The following is a 15,808-nucleotide window of genomic DNA, read 5'->3' on the forward strand; positions in this document are numbered from 1 at the left end:
AAACGATATTTAAAATGGAAGAAGTTGAGACATAAAGATTCTGAGGTCCGGGAAGCTGATAGACGGTGCCCCAAAAGCAGGATTTGCGATTGAAACGCTCACGATTCGGGAGCGGGACAGAAATCTAATTTGAATAAAAAGATTTCGTAGTCCCGCCCCGACAAGGATGCCTAGAATTGAAAAAAGCTTGATACAAGCGCGTTTTCAAATCAGTCATCTACTGCCGAGATGTTGAAAGAGGGAGCGGGACAGAAATCTAATTTGATTAAAAAGATTTCGTGGTCCCGCCCCGGCAAAGATGACTAGAATTGAAAAAAGCTTGATACAAGCGCGTTTTCAAATCAGTCATCTACTGCCAAGATGCTGAAAGAGGTTGAGACATTACATTATATTCCAGTTTCTCTTTGTTGGGGCCCCGCTCAATTCCAAACATTTTTGTCCCGATCTTTCTTCTGTAATCATCCCTATACTTACAATCATAGTTCTAATACAGTCTGAATAAATTAGGGTAGTAAGTCCATGAAAAATAAATTCATTTCATTCCCATGTACAAGATAAAAAGGAGTTATAATATGGTGAAATTTATCCACTGTGCAGATTTGCATTTAGATAGTCCATTTAAGTCGAGAAGCCACTTAAATCAACCTATTTTTGACGATATGCAAAAGAGTACATATGAAAGCTTCAGAAATATAGTCGATAAAGCTTTGAGGGAAGAAGTTGATTTTCTTATAATAGCTGGAGATTTATTTGATAATCAAAATCGCACGTTAAGAGCTGAAGTTTTTCTGAAAGAACAATTTAAACGTTTAAATAGTGAACAAATATTTGTATACATTTGTCATGGTAATCACGACCCTTTATCTAGTAATTTAACTACCTCATGGCCTAAGAACGTTTCTGTGTTCTCAGATACTGTAGAAACATATCAAACGATCAATAAGAAAGGTGAAAAGATATTTCTACATGGCTTTAGTTATAAAGAAGATGCTAGCTATGAAAATAAAATTGATGCATTCCCTTCTAGCCAGGGACAAGACGGTATTCATATCGGTGTACTACATGGAACATATAGTCGATCATCTGAGAAAGATCGCTATACAGAATTCCGTTTAGAAGATTTAAATAGTAAGCTATATCATTATTGGGCTTTAGGGCATATACATGAACGTGAACAATTAAGTGAAATGCCTCAAATTCACTATCCTGGTAATATCCAAGGAAGACACTTTAATGAACTTGGAGACAAAGGGTGTTTGCTCGTTACTGGTGATCATTTGAAGCTTAATACAGAGTTTATACCTACCCAGTTTATTCGTTTTGAAGCTGCGACAATTGAAACTGATGCTCAAACTAAACAAAAAATTTATGAAGCTATTCAAAACTTTAAGAGTAAGAAAAGAGGACAAGGCAAAGCGTTTTATAAATTGAAAGTTATAGTTAATCACGACTCACCTTTATCAGAGCAAGATATATTGCAAATCAAAGAAATGATAGATGATTACGAACGGAATGAGAATAACTTCATTTTTATTGAAAAGTTAGACATTGAGTATAAATATGACAGAGAACAGAAGTTGAGTAAGGAGTTCTCAAGAAGCTTAATTGCTGATGATACAATCTTTGAATCTTCGATGAGTGACTTATATTTGAATCCTCGCGCTTCAAAGTTTTTAGAGGATTACAATGATTTTGATAGGAATGAATTAATTCGACATGCCGAGAATATACTTAAGACTGAAATGAGAGGTGAGTCTTAATGAAAATTAAATCACTAGAGATTTATGGCTATGGTCAATTTGTGCAGCGTACTATCAAATTCGATTCTTTCTTTACTGAAATATATGGGGAGAATGAAGCAGGTAAGTCAACCATTCAGGCGTTTATTCACTCTATATTATTTGGATTTCCTACTCGGAAAGAAAACGAACCACGTTTGGAACCGAGGTTAGGTAACCAATATGGTGGTAAATTGATTTTAATTAGAGATGATGGTTCTGAAATTGAAGTAGAGCGTATCAAAGGTAGTGCAGCAGGGGATCTGAAAGTTTATCTGCCTAATGGTGCAATCAAAGATGAACAATGGTTGAGAGAAGAGTTAAATTATATTTCTAAACGTACATATCAAGGAATCTTCTCCTTTAGTGTGTTGGGTTTACAAAACATTCACAAGAACATGGATGAAACACAATTACAGAATTTTTTACTACAAGCAGGAGCCTTAGGATCTACTGAATTCACTTCTATGCGAGCAATTTTAGCAGATAAAAAAGAAGAATTATATAAAAAGAGTGGGCGGAAGCCTGTTATCAATCAACAGATTGTACAGCTTGATGAGTTAGCTTCACAAATTAGAACCGAAGAGGCGAAATTAGATACTTATCACAAATACGTAGAGGAACGAGATAAATCAGCTCAAAGACTTGATCATTTAAAAAATAATTTATCCCAGCTCTCTCATTTGCACGATGAGAAACAGAAAGAACTTGCATTGCATGCTCAAACTCAAGAATGGAAAACGCTTGAAAAAGAATTAAATGTAGAACCAGTTGATTTCCCTGAGCAAGGCATTGATAGATACGAAGCTTCAAGGTTACAAACGCAAAATTTGAAGAGAGATATCGGTTTACGCGAAGAAAAATTAGCACAGTTAGAACAAAATAACGAGCAACTATCTCAGCCTAAGGAATCTGATATCAATGCGTTGAAAAGTCTCCAGCAACAAGAAAATGACATCAAGCAAAAGGAATATGAAGCTAAATCGATGGATAAAGAAATCAACGATAAAGAAAGAGAAATACGTGGGCTTAAATTAAATATAGGATGGGATAAAGTTCATAGCGAAGTTGATAGTTCTGAAGCTATGAAGAGTCATATTAGTGAGCAATTAAAATATAAACAAGAGCTAATAGCTACGGAAACTCAACTCAAGCGAGATATTCAAGAAAATGAGATCGAAAAAGAAGCTAATGCGGAAGAGTTAGATGGACTCAATCAGGAGATTGTGCCTGAAGAGACATTTGAAAAGAAAAAACAACACCAACAACAAAGGTTTGAATTAGAAGAAAAAAATAATCTTTATCAAAAAATGAAAGAAGCGTTTGATGTTGAACAACAACAAAAAGAGAAACACCAAGCAACCTTACGATTGGGCGTAATTATTTTAGCAATCGTGAGTGCTGCCCTCGCCGTCTTTTCATTCATTTCAACTAACTTATTATTCGGTACGGTATTTGCACTATTAACACTAGTATTCATCGTTGGACTATTCTTCATTAGAACTAAGGAAATAGGGCATTCTGAGACATTTACTCACGAAATAAATGAGTTACAAGAACAAATTAAGAGCTTAGAGGAACGCTATAATTTAGATTTTGATCTAGATGACCAATATCGTATACGCGATCAGTGGCATAATGCGATTAAGCATAAAGAATCATTAAATAAAAAAGCGGAATATCTCCATCAAACGTTAAAAGAAACAACCGCAGAATTAAGTACTGTTAAGAATCAAATCTCACAAATCAAGCAAGAACTTAAAGTTTCAGATCGCATGTCGGATGATCTTGTAATTGATGGTATTACTACGATGAACAAGATAAAAGATTTGGGTCATCATATTGAAGAGTTAAAAGAAACGCGGGATCATCTCGATAAATATTTAGAAGACTTTTACACACATGGTAAGGAAGTCACTAAACATCAAATTCCAAACTTTAATCAGTTATCTTTCTTCCATGATGTACGTCAGTGGTTACAAGAAGCACAAGCATCATTGGATTACAGAAGACGCAATAATGACCAAATAACACTGTTAAGCAACGAGTTGAAACAACTGAAACAGCGCTTGGAAGACAATATCAAAGTCATCGATACGCTTTTCGATTTCACAGATGTTGATAATGAAGAAGATTACTATAAACATTATGAACTATCTAAACGCTATGAGAATAATTTAAATCGATTTAATGACTTAACACAGTATCTAGAAAATCAAAATTATTCTTATGAAGATAGTTCAGCGCTAAGTTCTAAGAGTGAAGCACATCTCACTGAGGAAAATAAGCGTTTATCTAAACAAATAGATGATTATAATGAGCAGTACTTAGAGATTCAAAAAGAAGTGAGTGATCTGAATTCTCAAATTACCCAAATGGAGACAGATCAAACGCTAGCTGATTTAAGACATAAATACCATATATTGAAGAATCAAATGAATGAGGAAGCTAAAGATTGGGCTAGCTTGAGTTATCTTCAAGCTTTAGTTGACGGTCATATTGCTCAAATCAAGGATAAACGATTACCACAAGTAGTTAACGAAGCTACACATATATTTAACAGATTAACAGAAGGACATTATGTTCAAGTTTCATATGTAAGTGATGAATTGATGGTGAAACAACGTAATGGACAGATTTATCACCCGGTTGAACTCAGTCAATCCACTAAAGAAATTCTTTATATTTCTTTACGTCTAAGCTTGATTAAAACTTTAAAACCTTATTATCCATTCCCAATTATTATTGATGATGCTTTCGTTCATTTCGATAAAAATAGAAAAGAACTTATGATGAAGTACATCAGACAGCTCCCTGAAGATTATCAGGTATTGTACTTTACTTGTGCCAAAGATAATAATATACCTTCTAAACAATTGGTTACTTTAAATAAAGTAGAGGACGGTGCTAAATAATGCGAAATGCTGAAAAATTAAAGCCAGGCGATTCGGTCAACCATTTCTTCTTGATTCATAAAGCTACTCAAGGTGTTACTGCTCAAGGTAAAGACTACATGACACTTCATTTACAAGATAAAAGTGGTGAATTAGAGGCAAAGTTTTGGACAGCAACTAAAGAAGACATGAAGATTCTTGAACCTGAAATAATTATTTTAGCTAAAGGTGACATCATCAATTATCGTGGTAGAAAACAGATGAAAATGAATGGTTATCGATTAGCCAATGAGGAAGATAACTTAAAAGCGCAAGACTTTATTAGTGGAGCACCCTTGAGTCCCGAAGAAATTAAAAGTCAGATATCTCAATTTATCTTTGATATAGAGAATGCTTCATTACAACGAATAACTAGACACCTAGTGAGAAAGTATGAGGAAGCATTTTATACATTTCCAGCAGCAAGCTCTCATCATCACAATTTCGCGAGTGGTTTAAGTTATCACGTGCTAACGATGTTAGAAATAGCTAAATCACTGTGCGATATTTATCCTATTTTGAATCGTGGTTTATTATACAGTGCTATTATTTTACATGATTTAGGCAAAGTAAAAGAATTGAGCGGCCCAGTAGCTACTACCTATACCGTTGAGGGAAATTTGCTAGGGCATATTTCAATAGCTAGTGATGAGGTAGCGGAAACAGCTAAAGAATTAGGTATCGAAGGAGAAGAAGTGATGTTATTGCGCCATATGATATTAGCTCATCATGGTAAGATGGAATACGGATCTCCTAAGATGCCGCATTTAAAAGAAGCGGAAATCTTATTCTTCATCGATAATATCGATGCTAAGTTAAACATGTTTGAAAAAGCATTTGGTAAAATTGAAAAGGGTGAATTTACAGAGAAGATTTTCGGTTTAGAAGGTCGACGTTTCTACAAACCGAGTACGTTAGAATGAACCAATCATTTTAACGATAATACTATTCATCAAATAATATGAAAATAGGGAGCGGGACAGAAATCTTTTTATTCAAATTAGATTTCTGTCCCGCTCCCTTATATTAATTATTGATATAGCTCAACTTAGCAACTACTCATCAACCTTAATAAGTATTCAAACGAGATGTGTCATTGCGAAAGGTTAACCACCGAGTGAAGCACCTTGGCCACCTTGCATAGCTTGTTGCTGTTGTTGCTGCTGCTGTTGTTGCTTGATCTTCTCTGGATCTAGAATAGAGTCATCAATAGCTTTTTTAATATCTCTATCTTTGTAATCTACATCATATTCTTTAAGTAAATCTTTATAAGCGTCAGTTAACAACTTAGGATTTTTTTGAACTTTCTGTTGGATAAGTTTAGATTTCAATTTATTTTTCTCTTTATCAAAATCGTTCTCTTTATCAGCTTTAATAATGTGATAACCATAGTCTGTCTTAACTATGTCGGAAACTTGGCCTTCTTTTAATTTAAAGAGCGCTTTTTCAAATTTATCTTCCATTTGTCCTTTAATGACATAGCCTAAGCTTCCGCCTTTTTTACTAGATTGTGAGTCTTTTGATTCTTTCTTAGCTATGGCACTAAATTTATCTGGATCTTTCTTAACTTCTTTCAGAATATCTTCAGCTTTTTTCTTAGCCTCTTTATCTGACAGGCCTTGTTTATCTTTTTTATTTTCTTTTGTTTTAATTAATATGTGTGAAGCCTTTTTAGTATTATCTTTAATATCTTTATCAGATATTTTAACTTTATCTTCCAATAGTTGTTTTTGATAAGCTTGAAGCTTCTTCTCTTCTTTGTAATCATCAAGTGACATGTGCTGTTGTTTTAACATGCTTTCGAACTGATCTTTACCACCATACTGTTTCTGCTCCTGTTCGACTTCCTTATCGATGTCCTTAGTATCCACTTTATCTTTATACTTTTTATTTAATAATTTATTAAGTAGTACTTGGAATGAACTATTAGCGATTTGTTCATCTCCAATTTTGTTCATAACATCTGAAACTTTTACATCGCCAGCTTTAGATGTGATTAAAGTATTTTCTTTAGAATCAGTTGCATCATGGCCGCATGCTCCTAATAAGAGGGCACTGGCAGATACAGGTATTAACACTTTTTTTATAACTTTCATTCTCAGTCTCCTTTATGTAAGAAATAACATCGTAAATATAACATACTATTATTTAAGCACCAATTTTTTTGAGAGAGACTGGGACATAATGTAATGTCTCAGGCTCTTTCAGCATCTTGGCAGTAGATGACTGATTTGAAAACGCGCTTGTATCAAGCTTTTTTCAATTCTAGTCATCCTTGCCGGGGCGGGACTACGAAATCTTTTTTATTCAAATTAGATTTCTGTCCCGCTCCCTGAATGTATTATAACCTTACTCTATATTAAAGTATCTCAAAATCAACTTAAGTAAGCAAAAAATATATATTTTCCTGATGATATTCGACAGTCAATTTTAGTATTGGAATAGTAAAGAGAAAGAGGTACATAACAAAGACGTCATATATCTTGTCATGTACCTCTATTTGATTAAAAAATACTCATCATGTCTTTAATAGTTATACGTTACGAGAAAGAACTTTCACTTTTCTTAAAATATTTATACCCGTTTGATGCTCTTCAATATAGTTACCTTCATTAGAGAGTAGAATAATCTTAATATATAAAAAGTCTAAAACTGAGAAGCCCATATTCATAGCTACCAAAAACATAAAATAATGTCCATAAGCTAGAAAATGAACTGTTAACATGATACCCAATAAAGTAATTAAAATAAAAGGTAATATTAAACCGAGCGCAAAGTAGTATTTGTTGACAGGTGTGTTTACGTACACATTATAAAATGGTAAAGATTTCTTTTTATTAATCTTATAAATTCTAAATGAGTGATAGTACGGTAACAGAAAGAATAAATGAAAAATTTTGTGAAAAGGGTATAAAAGTATTGCTGCTACAATAAATACTAAAAAATAGTGATCGGATAAACGAACATCGGAATAATAGTGCATGATTTCATAACAGATTAAAAAAGAGATAATGGTTGTCACAAAACCGAGAAATGCAATTCGTGGTAATCCAAATCGAGCATTAATATCAATTTGTCTTGTACATAAAAACATAAGCCTTATCTCCTTGATTTCATAATATGTCATCCAAGTACGATAGTATTATGTATCCAAACGAATCAAACGTCAAGTAATGTTTGATTCGTTATAAAATTGTATGACATCATAATTGGTCCAAAGTAACTATCGCTACAAACTCAGTAATTATCGATGAAATTCAGTACTAGAGATCATTGTATTTTAATATCAGAAATTAAAATAACGGTCAGTGACTATTTCACCAACCGTTAAAAATATACTACCATATCGTAATAAAGAGAAACGCTAAACAATTTTTATGAAAATCACCTTAATGCTTTTTAGGGTGATCTGCCCGAGCTTAATAGTAGTTATTGTAAATCATTTCTGTTCTATAACCACTTATTTCAATTGAACACGATAATGTAGCGCTTATTTTTCAAAAGTTTTACTTATTTCTTCGCCTCGGTTTTGCAAGTTCTCGATATTACTTTGAATGCGTTCGATATTTGGATTAATGTCGGATTTAAAGTTACCGATAAGTTCTTTGACTTCATCACCAATAGAACTACCAAACTCTTTACTTTCAGATTTAATTTGATGGACGTAATTCACTATATCATTGACGCTTTGAGTTATCGTATTAATTTCTCTATCGAGTTCAGACTCAGCGCCTACAGGTTGCTTAGTTGAAATGTGAGAGGCGTTAGCTCTTTTACGGTCACGATTCATGAGCATTACACCTAAGCCTGTTGCAACACCTGCACTAGCGCCTAATAGGATTTGCACAGCTTTCATATGAATTCTCCTTACGTTTCAAAGTCTATACTTATTTCATTTATACCCTACATGATTTAAATTAAGCATTATTCGCCTAGTTGATTGCGAATTAATTTAGCTATTTCTGCTTTTTTATCATCGTTTAATTCGTCTTCATGCGTTTCCCATTTGTAACCAAAACCATCCACATCATTCTCATAGCGTGGTAGGAAATGGAAATGTAAGTGGAACACAGATTGATCTGCAAATTCGCCATTATTCTGCACTATATTTAAACCATCAGGATTAAAGGCATCTTTAATAGCGTTCGCAACTTTAGGTAAAGCTTCTCCGATATGACGCATGGTCTCAGCATCCGTTTCAAATATGTTAGCCGATGCTTTCTTAGGTATGAGTAAAGTGTGCCCCTTTGTGACTTGAGAAATATCTAAAAAGGCGTAAACATAATCATTCTCATAAACTTTATGACTGGGGATTTCTCCCTTAATAATTTGGCTAAAAATCGTTTCAGACATCCTCTTCACTCCTTGATTATCTATTATATTTTATTATAGCATTATAATGATTTAGAAGTCATTAAATGCTAGTATCTTTATGATTTCCTATAAGAATTTGGTAGAATACCTTTATGGAGGTGCCATATGTCAGTTAAAGTAGAACATCTCACAGGGGGTTACGGTAAGAAGCCTGTGATTAAAGATATAAATTTCGAACTTGAGCAAGGTGAAATTGTGGGGCTTATCGGCCTCAATGGAGCAGGGAAGAGTACCACAATTAAACATATGTTAGGTTTATTACAACCAACTGAAGGCGAATTGGTTATTTCAAATACAAATATCAAAGAAGATGTTGAAGCATATAGACGAAAGTTATCCTATATACCAGAAGCTCCAGTCATTTATGATGAGTTGACTCTAGAAGAACATATATATATGACTGCAATGGCGTACAATATTTCTAGAGAAGAAGCGTTGAATCGTGCTAAACCTTTACTTAAAACCTTTAGACTTCAGGATCAAATGAAAATCTTTCCTAGTCATTTCTCAAAGGGTATGAAACAAAAAGTCATGATTATCTGTGCATTTATCGTTGACCCTGAACTCTATATTATAGATGAGCCTTTCTTAGGTTTAGATCCTCTGGGGATACAGTCGATGTTAGATCTGATGGTAGATAAGAAAAAAGAAGGCAGAACGGTCTTAATGAGTACGCACATCCTAGCTACAGCCGAACGCTATTGCGATCGCTTTATCATAATTGATCAAGGCGAGATAGTAGCTATAGGTAATTTAGCTGAGTTGAGGGACCAAACGAATATGCATGATAAGACATTAGATGAGATTTACATAGAAGTGACTCAAGGTGGTAATCGTTGATGAGTAATCAAGCCATTCATTTATTTAAACAGCGCCGTATAAAAATTGCTAAAGAAAAACGTTACTATAATAAGTTCATATTTAATGGTCATTTCACTGTCTTTTTAGTGTTACTATTAGGTGCGTTTATACTCGGTTATGGTCAATGGCTAAAGTCAATCCCGAAAGGTATTAACTATTCTTTGATTACAAGTGTTATCTTTGCGTTAACATCAATGTTTCCGATGAGAACACTTTTACAGAATGCAGACCGGTTATTTCTACTCCCGTTTGAAAAGAATATGAAAGATTACATCAAGTGCAGTTTAATTTATAGTTATTTCCAACGTGTAATGAGACAAATTGCATTACTAATTATTTTCTTTCCATTATTCTTTCAAATTAATCACCATCACTATGCCTTTTATATTCTATTTACAATATTGGCACTTGTGCTACCTTTCACAGGACTAATACTGAAGTGGCAATGGTATAAGTACGACCTAGAACATTGGTCCATACATCTTATCCTTTTTATTATTTTCACAGCAGGGTACTATATCACATTAGATACTTCTCAACTCACCGGCTTGGCGTCAATCGGTATAGTGTTAGCAATATCATTTTTTGTTGGGTTAGCAAATCGTCAACACTTATTTCCATGGGAACGCATGATAGATATAGAGACACAGCATCGCACGAATTACTACAAATTTGTTAACATGTTTACGGATGTTAAAGACTTAAGTGAAGCCGCTGTAAGAAGACGGTATTTAGATCCAGTACTAAGGGTGCCTAAAGCAAGTCATTTTAACGAGAATTATATGTACTTGTTTTTATTTAAAAGAAGTTTTGTACGAGGTAAAGATGCCTTTAATATCATTTTGCGCCTCATACTTATAGCTGGTATTTTAATGACTTGGTTACATCAACCGATAGTAAGCTTAATAATTGGTTGTCTGTTCACTTATGTTATCTTGCTTCAAATGTCTCAATTCTATACGCAACAAGCTTATGGTTTATGGCCTCAAGTTTGGCCTGTCGACGATAGTAAAGTCATTAAAGGTTATCAACAATTTCTTTATCGATTGTTGTTGATTATCGCGCTAGTATTTATTGTTATATATGCTCTAGTTAATCCACTTTACATGTACGCAGGATTACTATTTATCTTAGTGGGTTGGTTAACTATTTTAAACATTATCAAGAAGCTAAAGTATCAAGAATCATTATTAAAGGATTAAGATATAATGAGAGCTCTCTTCAAATTAGCTAACGTAAAGCTAAAAGAAGAGAGCTTCTTTATAATATAAATTATCTACTTTGACTGTGATCAATCTTCGATAGGATAAAGATAGCGTTCAAAGTAACTAGAGTGTTGTCCTGAAGAACCAAAGAAATGACTCAAGGCACTTTTAGAAAAGTTATCTTTGAAAGTAGTTGATTGTTTAAAATCTTCATAATCTCTCCGTGAATTGAAACCGAAATAGATTTTATATGTCATACCTTTAGTCGGTTTTAAGAAACGATAACTCTTAAAGCCAGCAAATTTACCGAAATCAGGAGAGATACTCTTAAGTTTATTCTCAAGTTGATAAGCGTGATCTTCAGAAGCAGGTATGAATAACACTGAATAGAAATGATCTTCATTTAGCTCTCCCGTTGAATTTATCACATCATATATAATTGGGTGTTTCAGTATAGTTTCATCATCAGTTTCTTCGACGATTACCGAAGAATCTGGAGCAGAGAATTGAAGCAAATTGCGTTCTGGATTCTTTAGTCTAATTTGATTAAGATAACCATACGTACCATATGTCGCATATAATCTCATCTTAATTCCCCCTTGAAGCTGCTTGTATTTAGTGCTGGATATTGAAGGTAAAATCAAATTTCATAGCCAGCGATCTCATATTTCTATTAACATAATTCTATGATAATCAAACATTTTTAAGAATTTCAAAGCAGGTCTGTACTTTGAAAAGTGAAAGCCTCAAAGTTAATACAGCAATTTACCTATAAGATAAGGCTTTATCAAAAGCTCTGTTGATTGAGTTAAAAATGTTAATAGAGATAAATCAAGCTCGCATATGTTAAGATATTTATTGTCTTTAAATATAACATATACTATGCTGAAATGCTCAGCTGAGCGTGGTGTTTTGTCATTTTTATGACATTTAAGCACTTTAAAATACGAACGATAAGGCGTTATGGTAATATAAATAAGAATGATTATTAAGTAGGGGGAAGCATGGTGTCTACTAAGAATAATACGATATTAAATATGATTGCAGGAAAAACAGTGGATCACACTCCTGTCTGGTTTATGAGACAAGCGGGTAGATCTCAACCAGAATATCGACGTTTGAAAGAGAAGTATTCGTTGTTTGAAATCACTCATCAACCGGAACTTTGTGCATATGTTACGCATTTACCTGTTGATAATTATCATACTGATGCAGCAGTACTTTATAAAGATATTATGACTCCCTTAAAACCGATTGGCGTTGATGTGGATATAAAGTCTGGGGTAGGGCCTGTCATTTCTAATCCTATAACTTCTGTACAAGACGTAGAGAAACTAGGTCAAATCGATCCTAAACGTGATGTACCTTACGTACTTGATACGATTAAGTTACTCACTGAAGAAAAATTAAATGTCCCTCTAATTGGATTTACAGGCGCGCCATTTACTTTAGCGAGCTATATGATTGAAGGCGGCCCATCTAAGAACTATCATATGACCAAAGCTATGATGTATCGAGATGAAGAAACATGGTTTAAACTTATGGATCACTTGGTAGAGATGTCTATCACATATGTTACAGCTCAAATTGAAGCCGGTGCCGAATTGATACAAATATTTGATTCATGGGTAGGCGCACTTAATGTGCGAGATTATCAATATTACATTAAGCCTGCTATGCATAAATTAGTATCTGGAATAAAAGCTAAGTACGACGTTCCTGTTATTTTATTCGGAGTAGGTGCTAGCCATTTAGCCGACGAGTGGAATGATTTACCTATAGATGTTCTTGGCTTAGATTGGCGTTTACAAATTTCTGAAGTTAGAGATAGAGGCTTTTCTAAAACATTACAAGGTAACTTAGACCCTTCTTTACTCTTAGCTCCTTGGAACGTGATTGAGAAGAACCTTAAGATGATACTAGATGAAGGTCGGACATACGGTCGGCACATCTTTAATTTGGGGCACGGTGTCTTTCCTCAAGTTAAACCCGAGACGCTTAAGAAAGTAAGCCGTTTCGTTCACAATTATACTAAACGTTAAAGTTGCAATTATTTGATAAGACTTTTAAAGGAGAAAGGAAGATCTCTAATGACTAAGACGGTAGGTTTGCTAGTAATGGCTTATGGAACTCCATACAAAGAAAGTGATATTGAACCATATTATACGGATATAAGACATGGTAAGAAACCATCTGAAGAAGAGATACAAGACTTAAAGGATAGATATGAGTTTATCGGTGGTCTTTCTCCACTAGCCCATACTACTGATAAACAAGCCGAAGCTTTGTGTGACGCTTTAAATGAGGCTTATGACGATGTGAACTTTAAGCTCTATATAGGCTTGAAACACATTCACCCTTATATAGAAGATGCAGTGCAAGCTATGAGTCACGACGGGATTGAAGACGCAGTCACTGTTGTTCTTGCGCCACATTACTCTTCTTTCTCTGTTGGTTCATACGATAAAAGGGCAGAAGATGAGGCGCAGAAATATGCCATCAAACTGACTCATGTTAAACATTACTTTGAGCAACCTAAATTCATTCAATACTGGACGGAAAAGATCAATGAAACGCTAGATTTAATACCAGATTCTGAACATGATGACACTGTTCTCGTCGTTTCTGCGCATAGTTTACCTAAGGGGATGATTGAAAAAAATAACGATCCATACCCTAATGAATTGCATGAGACTAGAAAGTTACTTGAAGAGAATTCAAACATTGTGCATGTGGCAGAAGGTTGGCAATCAGAAGGTCATACTGGGACGCCTTGGTTGGGCCCAGATGTACAGGATTTAACTAGAGATTTATATAACAAGCACGGTTATAAGCATTTTATTTACACACCAGTAGGCTTCGTATGTGAGCATTTAGAAGTCTTATATGATAATGATTATGAATGTAAAGTAGTGTGCGATGAACTAGGTGTAAACTATTACCGCCCACAAATGCCCAATACTGATAGCTTATTTATAGGGGCGATTGTTGATGAGGTTAAATCAATTTACTAAAGGAAGCGTGGATTAAATTGACTAAACATATATCGATTATTGGCGCTGGTATAACAGGTTTAAGTAGTGCATATTATCTTAAGAAGAAGGATCCAAGTTTAGATGTGACGATCTACGAAGCGACAGGTAAATCTGGGGGGAAGATCAAAACGTATCGCCAAGACGGTTATACCATCGAGTTGGGTCCAGAATCTTATCTAGGTCGAAAGAGTATCATGACTGAAGTAGCGACAGATATAGGTTTAGGTGATGATATCGAGATAAATCAAACAGGACAATCGTATATATATGCGCATAATAAATTATTTCCTATTCCAGGCGGGTCAATTATGGGGATTCCCACAGATATTAAACCATTTTTGAACACTAAACTTATTTCTTTTAGAGGTAAGCTCAGAGCTGGTTTGGATTTATTTAAAAAGCCAACACCGATGGATGGCGATATATCAGTGGGTGAGTTCTTCCGTGAACGTTTAGGGAACGAAATATTAGAAAATTTAATTGAACCGTTAATGGGCGGTATATATGGAACGAACATTGATCAATTGAGTTTGATGAGCACATTTCCTCAATTTAAAGAACGAGAAGAGAATTATGGAAGTCTTATTAAAGGAATGAAGCATGAAAAGGAAGAGCGCCTAAGACAAAAGCAGCTCTATCCAGGTGCCCCTAAAGGTCAGTTTAGACAGTTTAAAAATGGTCTAAGCTCCTTTATTGAAAAGCTAGAATTCTATTTGGTGAACCAGTTGGATATAGAGATAAAATATAATACTCCTATTAGGGATATTATCGTGTCCCAAACGAACTATGATCTCATCCTTGAAGATGATCAAGTAGAGACCGATGGCGTAATCATAACAACGCCTCATCAATCCTTTATTCAATGGTTTGAGCAAGATCCAGCATTTGATTATTTTAAAAAGATGGATTCCACAACTGTAGCTACGGTAGTTCTAGCCTTTGATGCCAACAATATTGAGAACACCTATGAAGGGACTGGCTTCGTGATTGCGCGTACAAGTCATACTCGAATAACCGCATGCACTTGGACTAGCAAAAAATGGCCGTTTACTACTCCACAAGGGAAAGTTCTGTTACGCGCTTATGTAGGTCGCCCAGGAGATACTATTGTTCAAGATCATAGTGATGAAGAAATAGTAGATTTAGTCAAAGAAGATCTTTCTAAGATGATGACTATCAAAGGCAGCCCTGATTTCAGTATAGTCCATCGTATGCCTAATAGTATGCCACAATATCACGTGGGGCATATGCAACACATTAAGGATATTCAAGACCATGTAAGAAATACTTACCCGAGATTACGTATAACCGGTGCCTCGTTTGAAGCGGTTGGTTTACCAGATTGTGTTAAACAAGCACAAGAAACAGTAGAGAGTTTACTAGAAGACTTTCGCTAAGTAAATTTGCAATATAACTTGAGTTGATCTTTACGAAGGGATCAGCTCTTTTTTTAATTTTAAAATACAAATATTGTATAAATTAAGGTTATCTCCTTTTAAGGTATGTCCATAGAAATTTACCACTTCGATAATGAATGTAATTAGGTGAAGTTAAAATAAGTCTAACCTTTATTTATTTATGTTAAAATTTATTTGAAAAGGTAATAGTTAATTATGAATGAG

General features: G+C 34.4%; 13 protein-coding genes. 8 read left to right on the forward strand and 5 right to left on the reverse strand.

The features are described 5' to 3' along the window. The first annotated feature begins 572 nt into the window (after positions 1 to 572). From N9R04_RS09285 to yhaM, 3 genes are read left to right on the forward strand one after another with little or no spacing between them, the layout of a single operon-like run. Positions 573 to 1,760 (forward strand): metallophosphoesterase family protein, encoded by a 1,188-nt coding sequence (locus N9R04_RS09285; RefSeq protein ID WP_262856484.1) that lies wholly within the window; start codon positions 573 to 575, stop codon positions 1,758 to 1,760. After that, positions 1,760 to 4,693 carry an ATP-binding protein gene (locus N9R04_RS09290; RefSeq protein ID WP_262856485.1) on the forward strand — a complete coding sequence of 978 codons (2,934 nt, stop codon included), beginning with the start codon at positions 1,760 to 1,762 and terminating at the stop codon, positions 4,691 to 4,693. Before N9R04_RS09285 ends, N9R04_RS09290 begins: the two co-directional genes overlap by 1 nt. Further along, a complete protein-coding gene (yhaM, locus tag N9R04_RS09295; RefSeq protein ID WP_262856486.1) occupies positions 4,693 to 5,634 on the forward strand; it encodes a 3'-5' exoribonuclease YhaM in 942 nt (313 codons plus the stop codon). The genes N9R04_RS09290 and yhaM overlap by 1 nt, the downstream gene beginning before the upstream one ends. Before the next feature lie 183 nt (positions 5,635 to 5,817). Here yhaM and prsA read toward each other — a convergent pair whose 3' ends face one another. From prsA to N9R04_RS09315, 4 genes are all read right to left on the reverse strand, one after another. Beyond that, the gene (gene prsA / locus N9R04_RS09300) at positions 5,818 to 6,807 is read right to left on the reverse strand and encodes a peptidylprolyl isomerase PrsA (RefSeq protein WP_262856487.1); all 990 of its coding nucleotides are present in this window, start codon (positions 6,805 to 6,807) and stop codon (positions 5,818 to 5,820) included. Positions 6,808 to 7,244: 437 nt separating this feature from the next. Further along, the gene (locus N9R04_RS09305) at positions 7,245 to 7,805 is read right to left on the reverse strand and encodes a DUF3267 domain-containing protein (RefSeq protein WP_262856488.1); all 561 of its coding nucleotides are present in this window, start codon (positions 7,803 to 7,805) and stop codon (positions 7,245 to 7,247) included. Between the two features lie 396 nt (positions 7,806 to 8,201). Beyond that, the gene (locus N9R04_RS09310) at positions 8,202 to 8,567 is read right to left on the reverse strand and encodes a YtxH domain-containing protein (RefSeq protein ID WP_262856489.1); all 366 of its coding nucleotides are present in this window, start codon (positions 8,565 to 8,567) and stop codon (positions 8,202 to 8,204) included. Between the two features lie 68 nt (positions 8,568 to 8,635). Further along, entirely contained in the window at positions 8,636 to 9,064 is a 429-nt protein-coding gene (locus tag N9R04_RS09315; RefSeq protein WP_262856490.1) for an HIT family protein, read from the reverse strand. A gap of 126 nt (positions 9,065 to 9,190) precedes the next feature. Here N9R04_RS09315 and ecsA point away from each other — a divergent pair, with 126 nt between their 5' ends. Continuing rightward, on the forward strand, positions 9,191 to 9,925 hold the full coding sequence (gene ecsA, locus N9R04_RS09320) for an ABC transporter ATP-binding protein EcsA (protein WP_262856491.1): 735 nt from the start codon (positions 9,191 to 9,193) through the stop codon (positions 9,923 to 9,925). Further along, on the forward strand, positions 9,925 to 11,148 hold the full coding sequence (gene ecsB / locus N9R04_RS09325; RefSeq protein ID WP_262856492.1) for an ABC transporter permease EcsB: 1,224 nt from the start codon (positions 9,925 to 9,927) through the stop codon (positions 11,146 to 11,148). Before ecsA ends, ecsB begins: the two co-directional genes overlap by 1 nt. Before the next feature lie 89 nt (positions 11,149 to 11,237). On the opposite strand, the gene N9R04_RS09330 is transcribed toward ecsB, so the two are convergent. Further along, on the reverse strand, positions 11,238 to 11,738 hold the full coding sequence (locus N9R04_RS09330; protein ID WP_262856493.1) for a signal transduction protein TRAP: 501 nt from the start codon (positions 11,736 to 11,738) through the stop codon (positions 11,238 to 11,240). A gap of 417 nt (positions 11,739 to 12,155) precedes the next feature. Here N9R04_RS09330 and hemE point away from each other — a divergent pair, with 417 nt between their 5' ends. From hemE to hemY, 3 genes are read left to right on the forward strand one after another with little or no spacing between them, the layout of a single operon-like run. Further along, a complete protein-coding gene (gene hemE, locus N9R04_RS09335; protein ID WP_262856494.1) occupies positions 12,156 to 13,193 on the forward strand; it encodes a uroporphyrinogen decarboxylase in 1,038 nt (345 codons plus the stop codon). A gap of 48 nt (positions 13,194 to 13,241) precedes the next feature. Beyond that, positions 13,242 to 14,165 (forward strand): ferrochelatase, encoded by a 924-nt coding sequence (gene hemH, locus N9R04_RS09340; protein WP_262856495.1) that lies wholly within the window; start codon positions 13,242 to 13,244, stop codon positions 14,163 to 14,165. A 17-nt stretch (positions 14,166 to 14,182) separates the two neighbouring features. Next, positions 14,183 to 15,583: a protoporphyrinogen oxidase gene (gene hemY, locus N9R04_RS09345; RefSeq protein ID WP_262856496.1), complete on the forward strand. Its 1,401-nt coding sequence runs from the start codon at positions 14,183 to 14,185 to the stop codon at positions 15,581 to 15,583. The last annotated feature ends 225 nt before the right edge of the window (positions 15,584 to 15,808 follow it).

The sequence above is a fragment of the Staphylococcus marylandisciuri genome (genome assembly GCF_025519785.1).
Classification (GTDB): Bacteria; Bacillota; Bacilli; order Staphylococcales; family Staphylococcaceae; genus Staphylococcus; species Staphylococcus marylandisciuri.

Bases quoted from the DNA above. Each gene is read 5' to 3' on its own strand.
- yhaM (WP_262856486.1), top strand. From the start codon at position 4,693: ATGCGAAATGCTGAAAAATTAAAGCCAGGCGATTCGGTCAACCATTTC.
- prsA (WP_262856487.1), bottom strand. From the start codon at position 6,807: ATGAAAGTTATAAAAAAAGTGTTAATACCTGTATCTGCCAGTGCCCTC.
- ecsB (WP_262856492.1), top strand. From the start codon at position 9,925: ATGAGTAATCAAGCCATTCATTTATTTAAACAGCGCCGTATAAAAATT.
- N9R04_RS09315 (WP_262856490.1), bottom strand. From the start codon at position 9,064: ATGTCTGAAACGATTTTTAGCCAAATTATTAAGGGAGAAATCCCCAGT.
- N9R04_RS09310 (WP_262856489.1), bottom strand. From the start codon at position 8,567: ATGAAAGCTGTGCAAATCCTATTAGGCGCTAGTGCAGGTGTTGCAACA.
- hemH (WP_262856495.1), top strand. From the start codon at position 13,242: ATGACTAAGACGGTAGGTTTGCTAGTAATGGCTTATGGAACTCCATAC.
- hemE (WP_262856494.1), top strand. From the start codon at position 12,156: ATGGTGTCTACTAAGAATAATACGATATTAAATATGATTGCAGGAAAA.
- N9R04_RS09290 (WP_262856485.1), top strand. From the start codon at position 1,760: ATGAAAATTAAATCACTAGAGATTTATGGCTATGGTCAATTTGTGCAG.
- ecsA (WP_262856491.1), top strand. From the start codon at position 9,191: ATGTCAGTTAAAGTAGAACATCTCACAGGGGGTTACGGTAAGAAGCCT.
- N9R04_RS09330 (WP_262856493.1), bottom strand. From the start codon at position 11,738: ATGAGATTATATGCGACATATGGTACGTATGGTTATCTTAATCAAATT.
- N9R04_RS09285 (WP_262856484.1), top strand. From the start codon at position 573: ATGGTGAAATTTATCCACTGTGCAGATTTGCATTTAGATAGTCCATTT.
- N9R04_RS09305 (WP_262856488.1), bottom strand. From the start codon at position 7,805: ATGTTTTTATGTACAAGACAAATTGATATTAATGCTCGATTTGGATTA.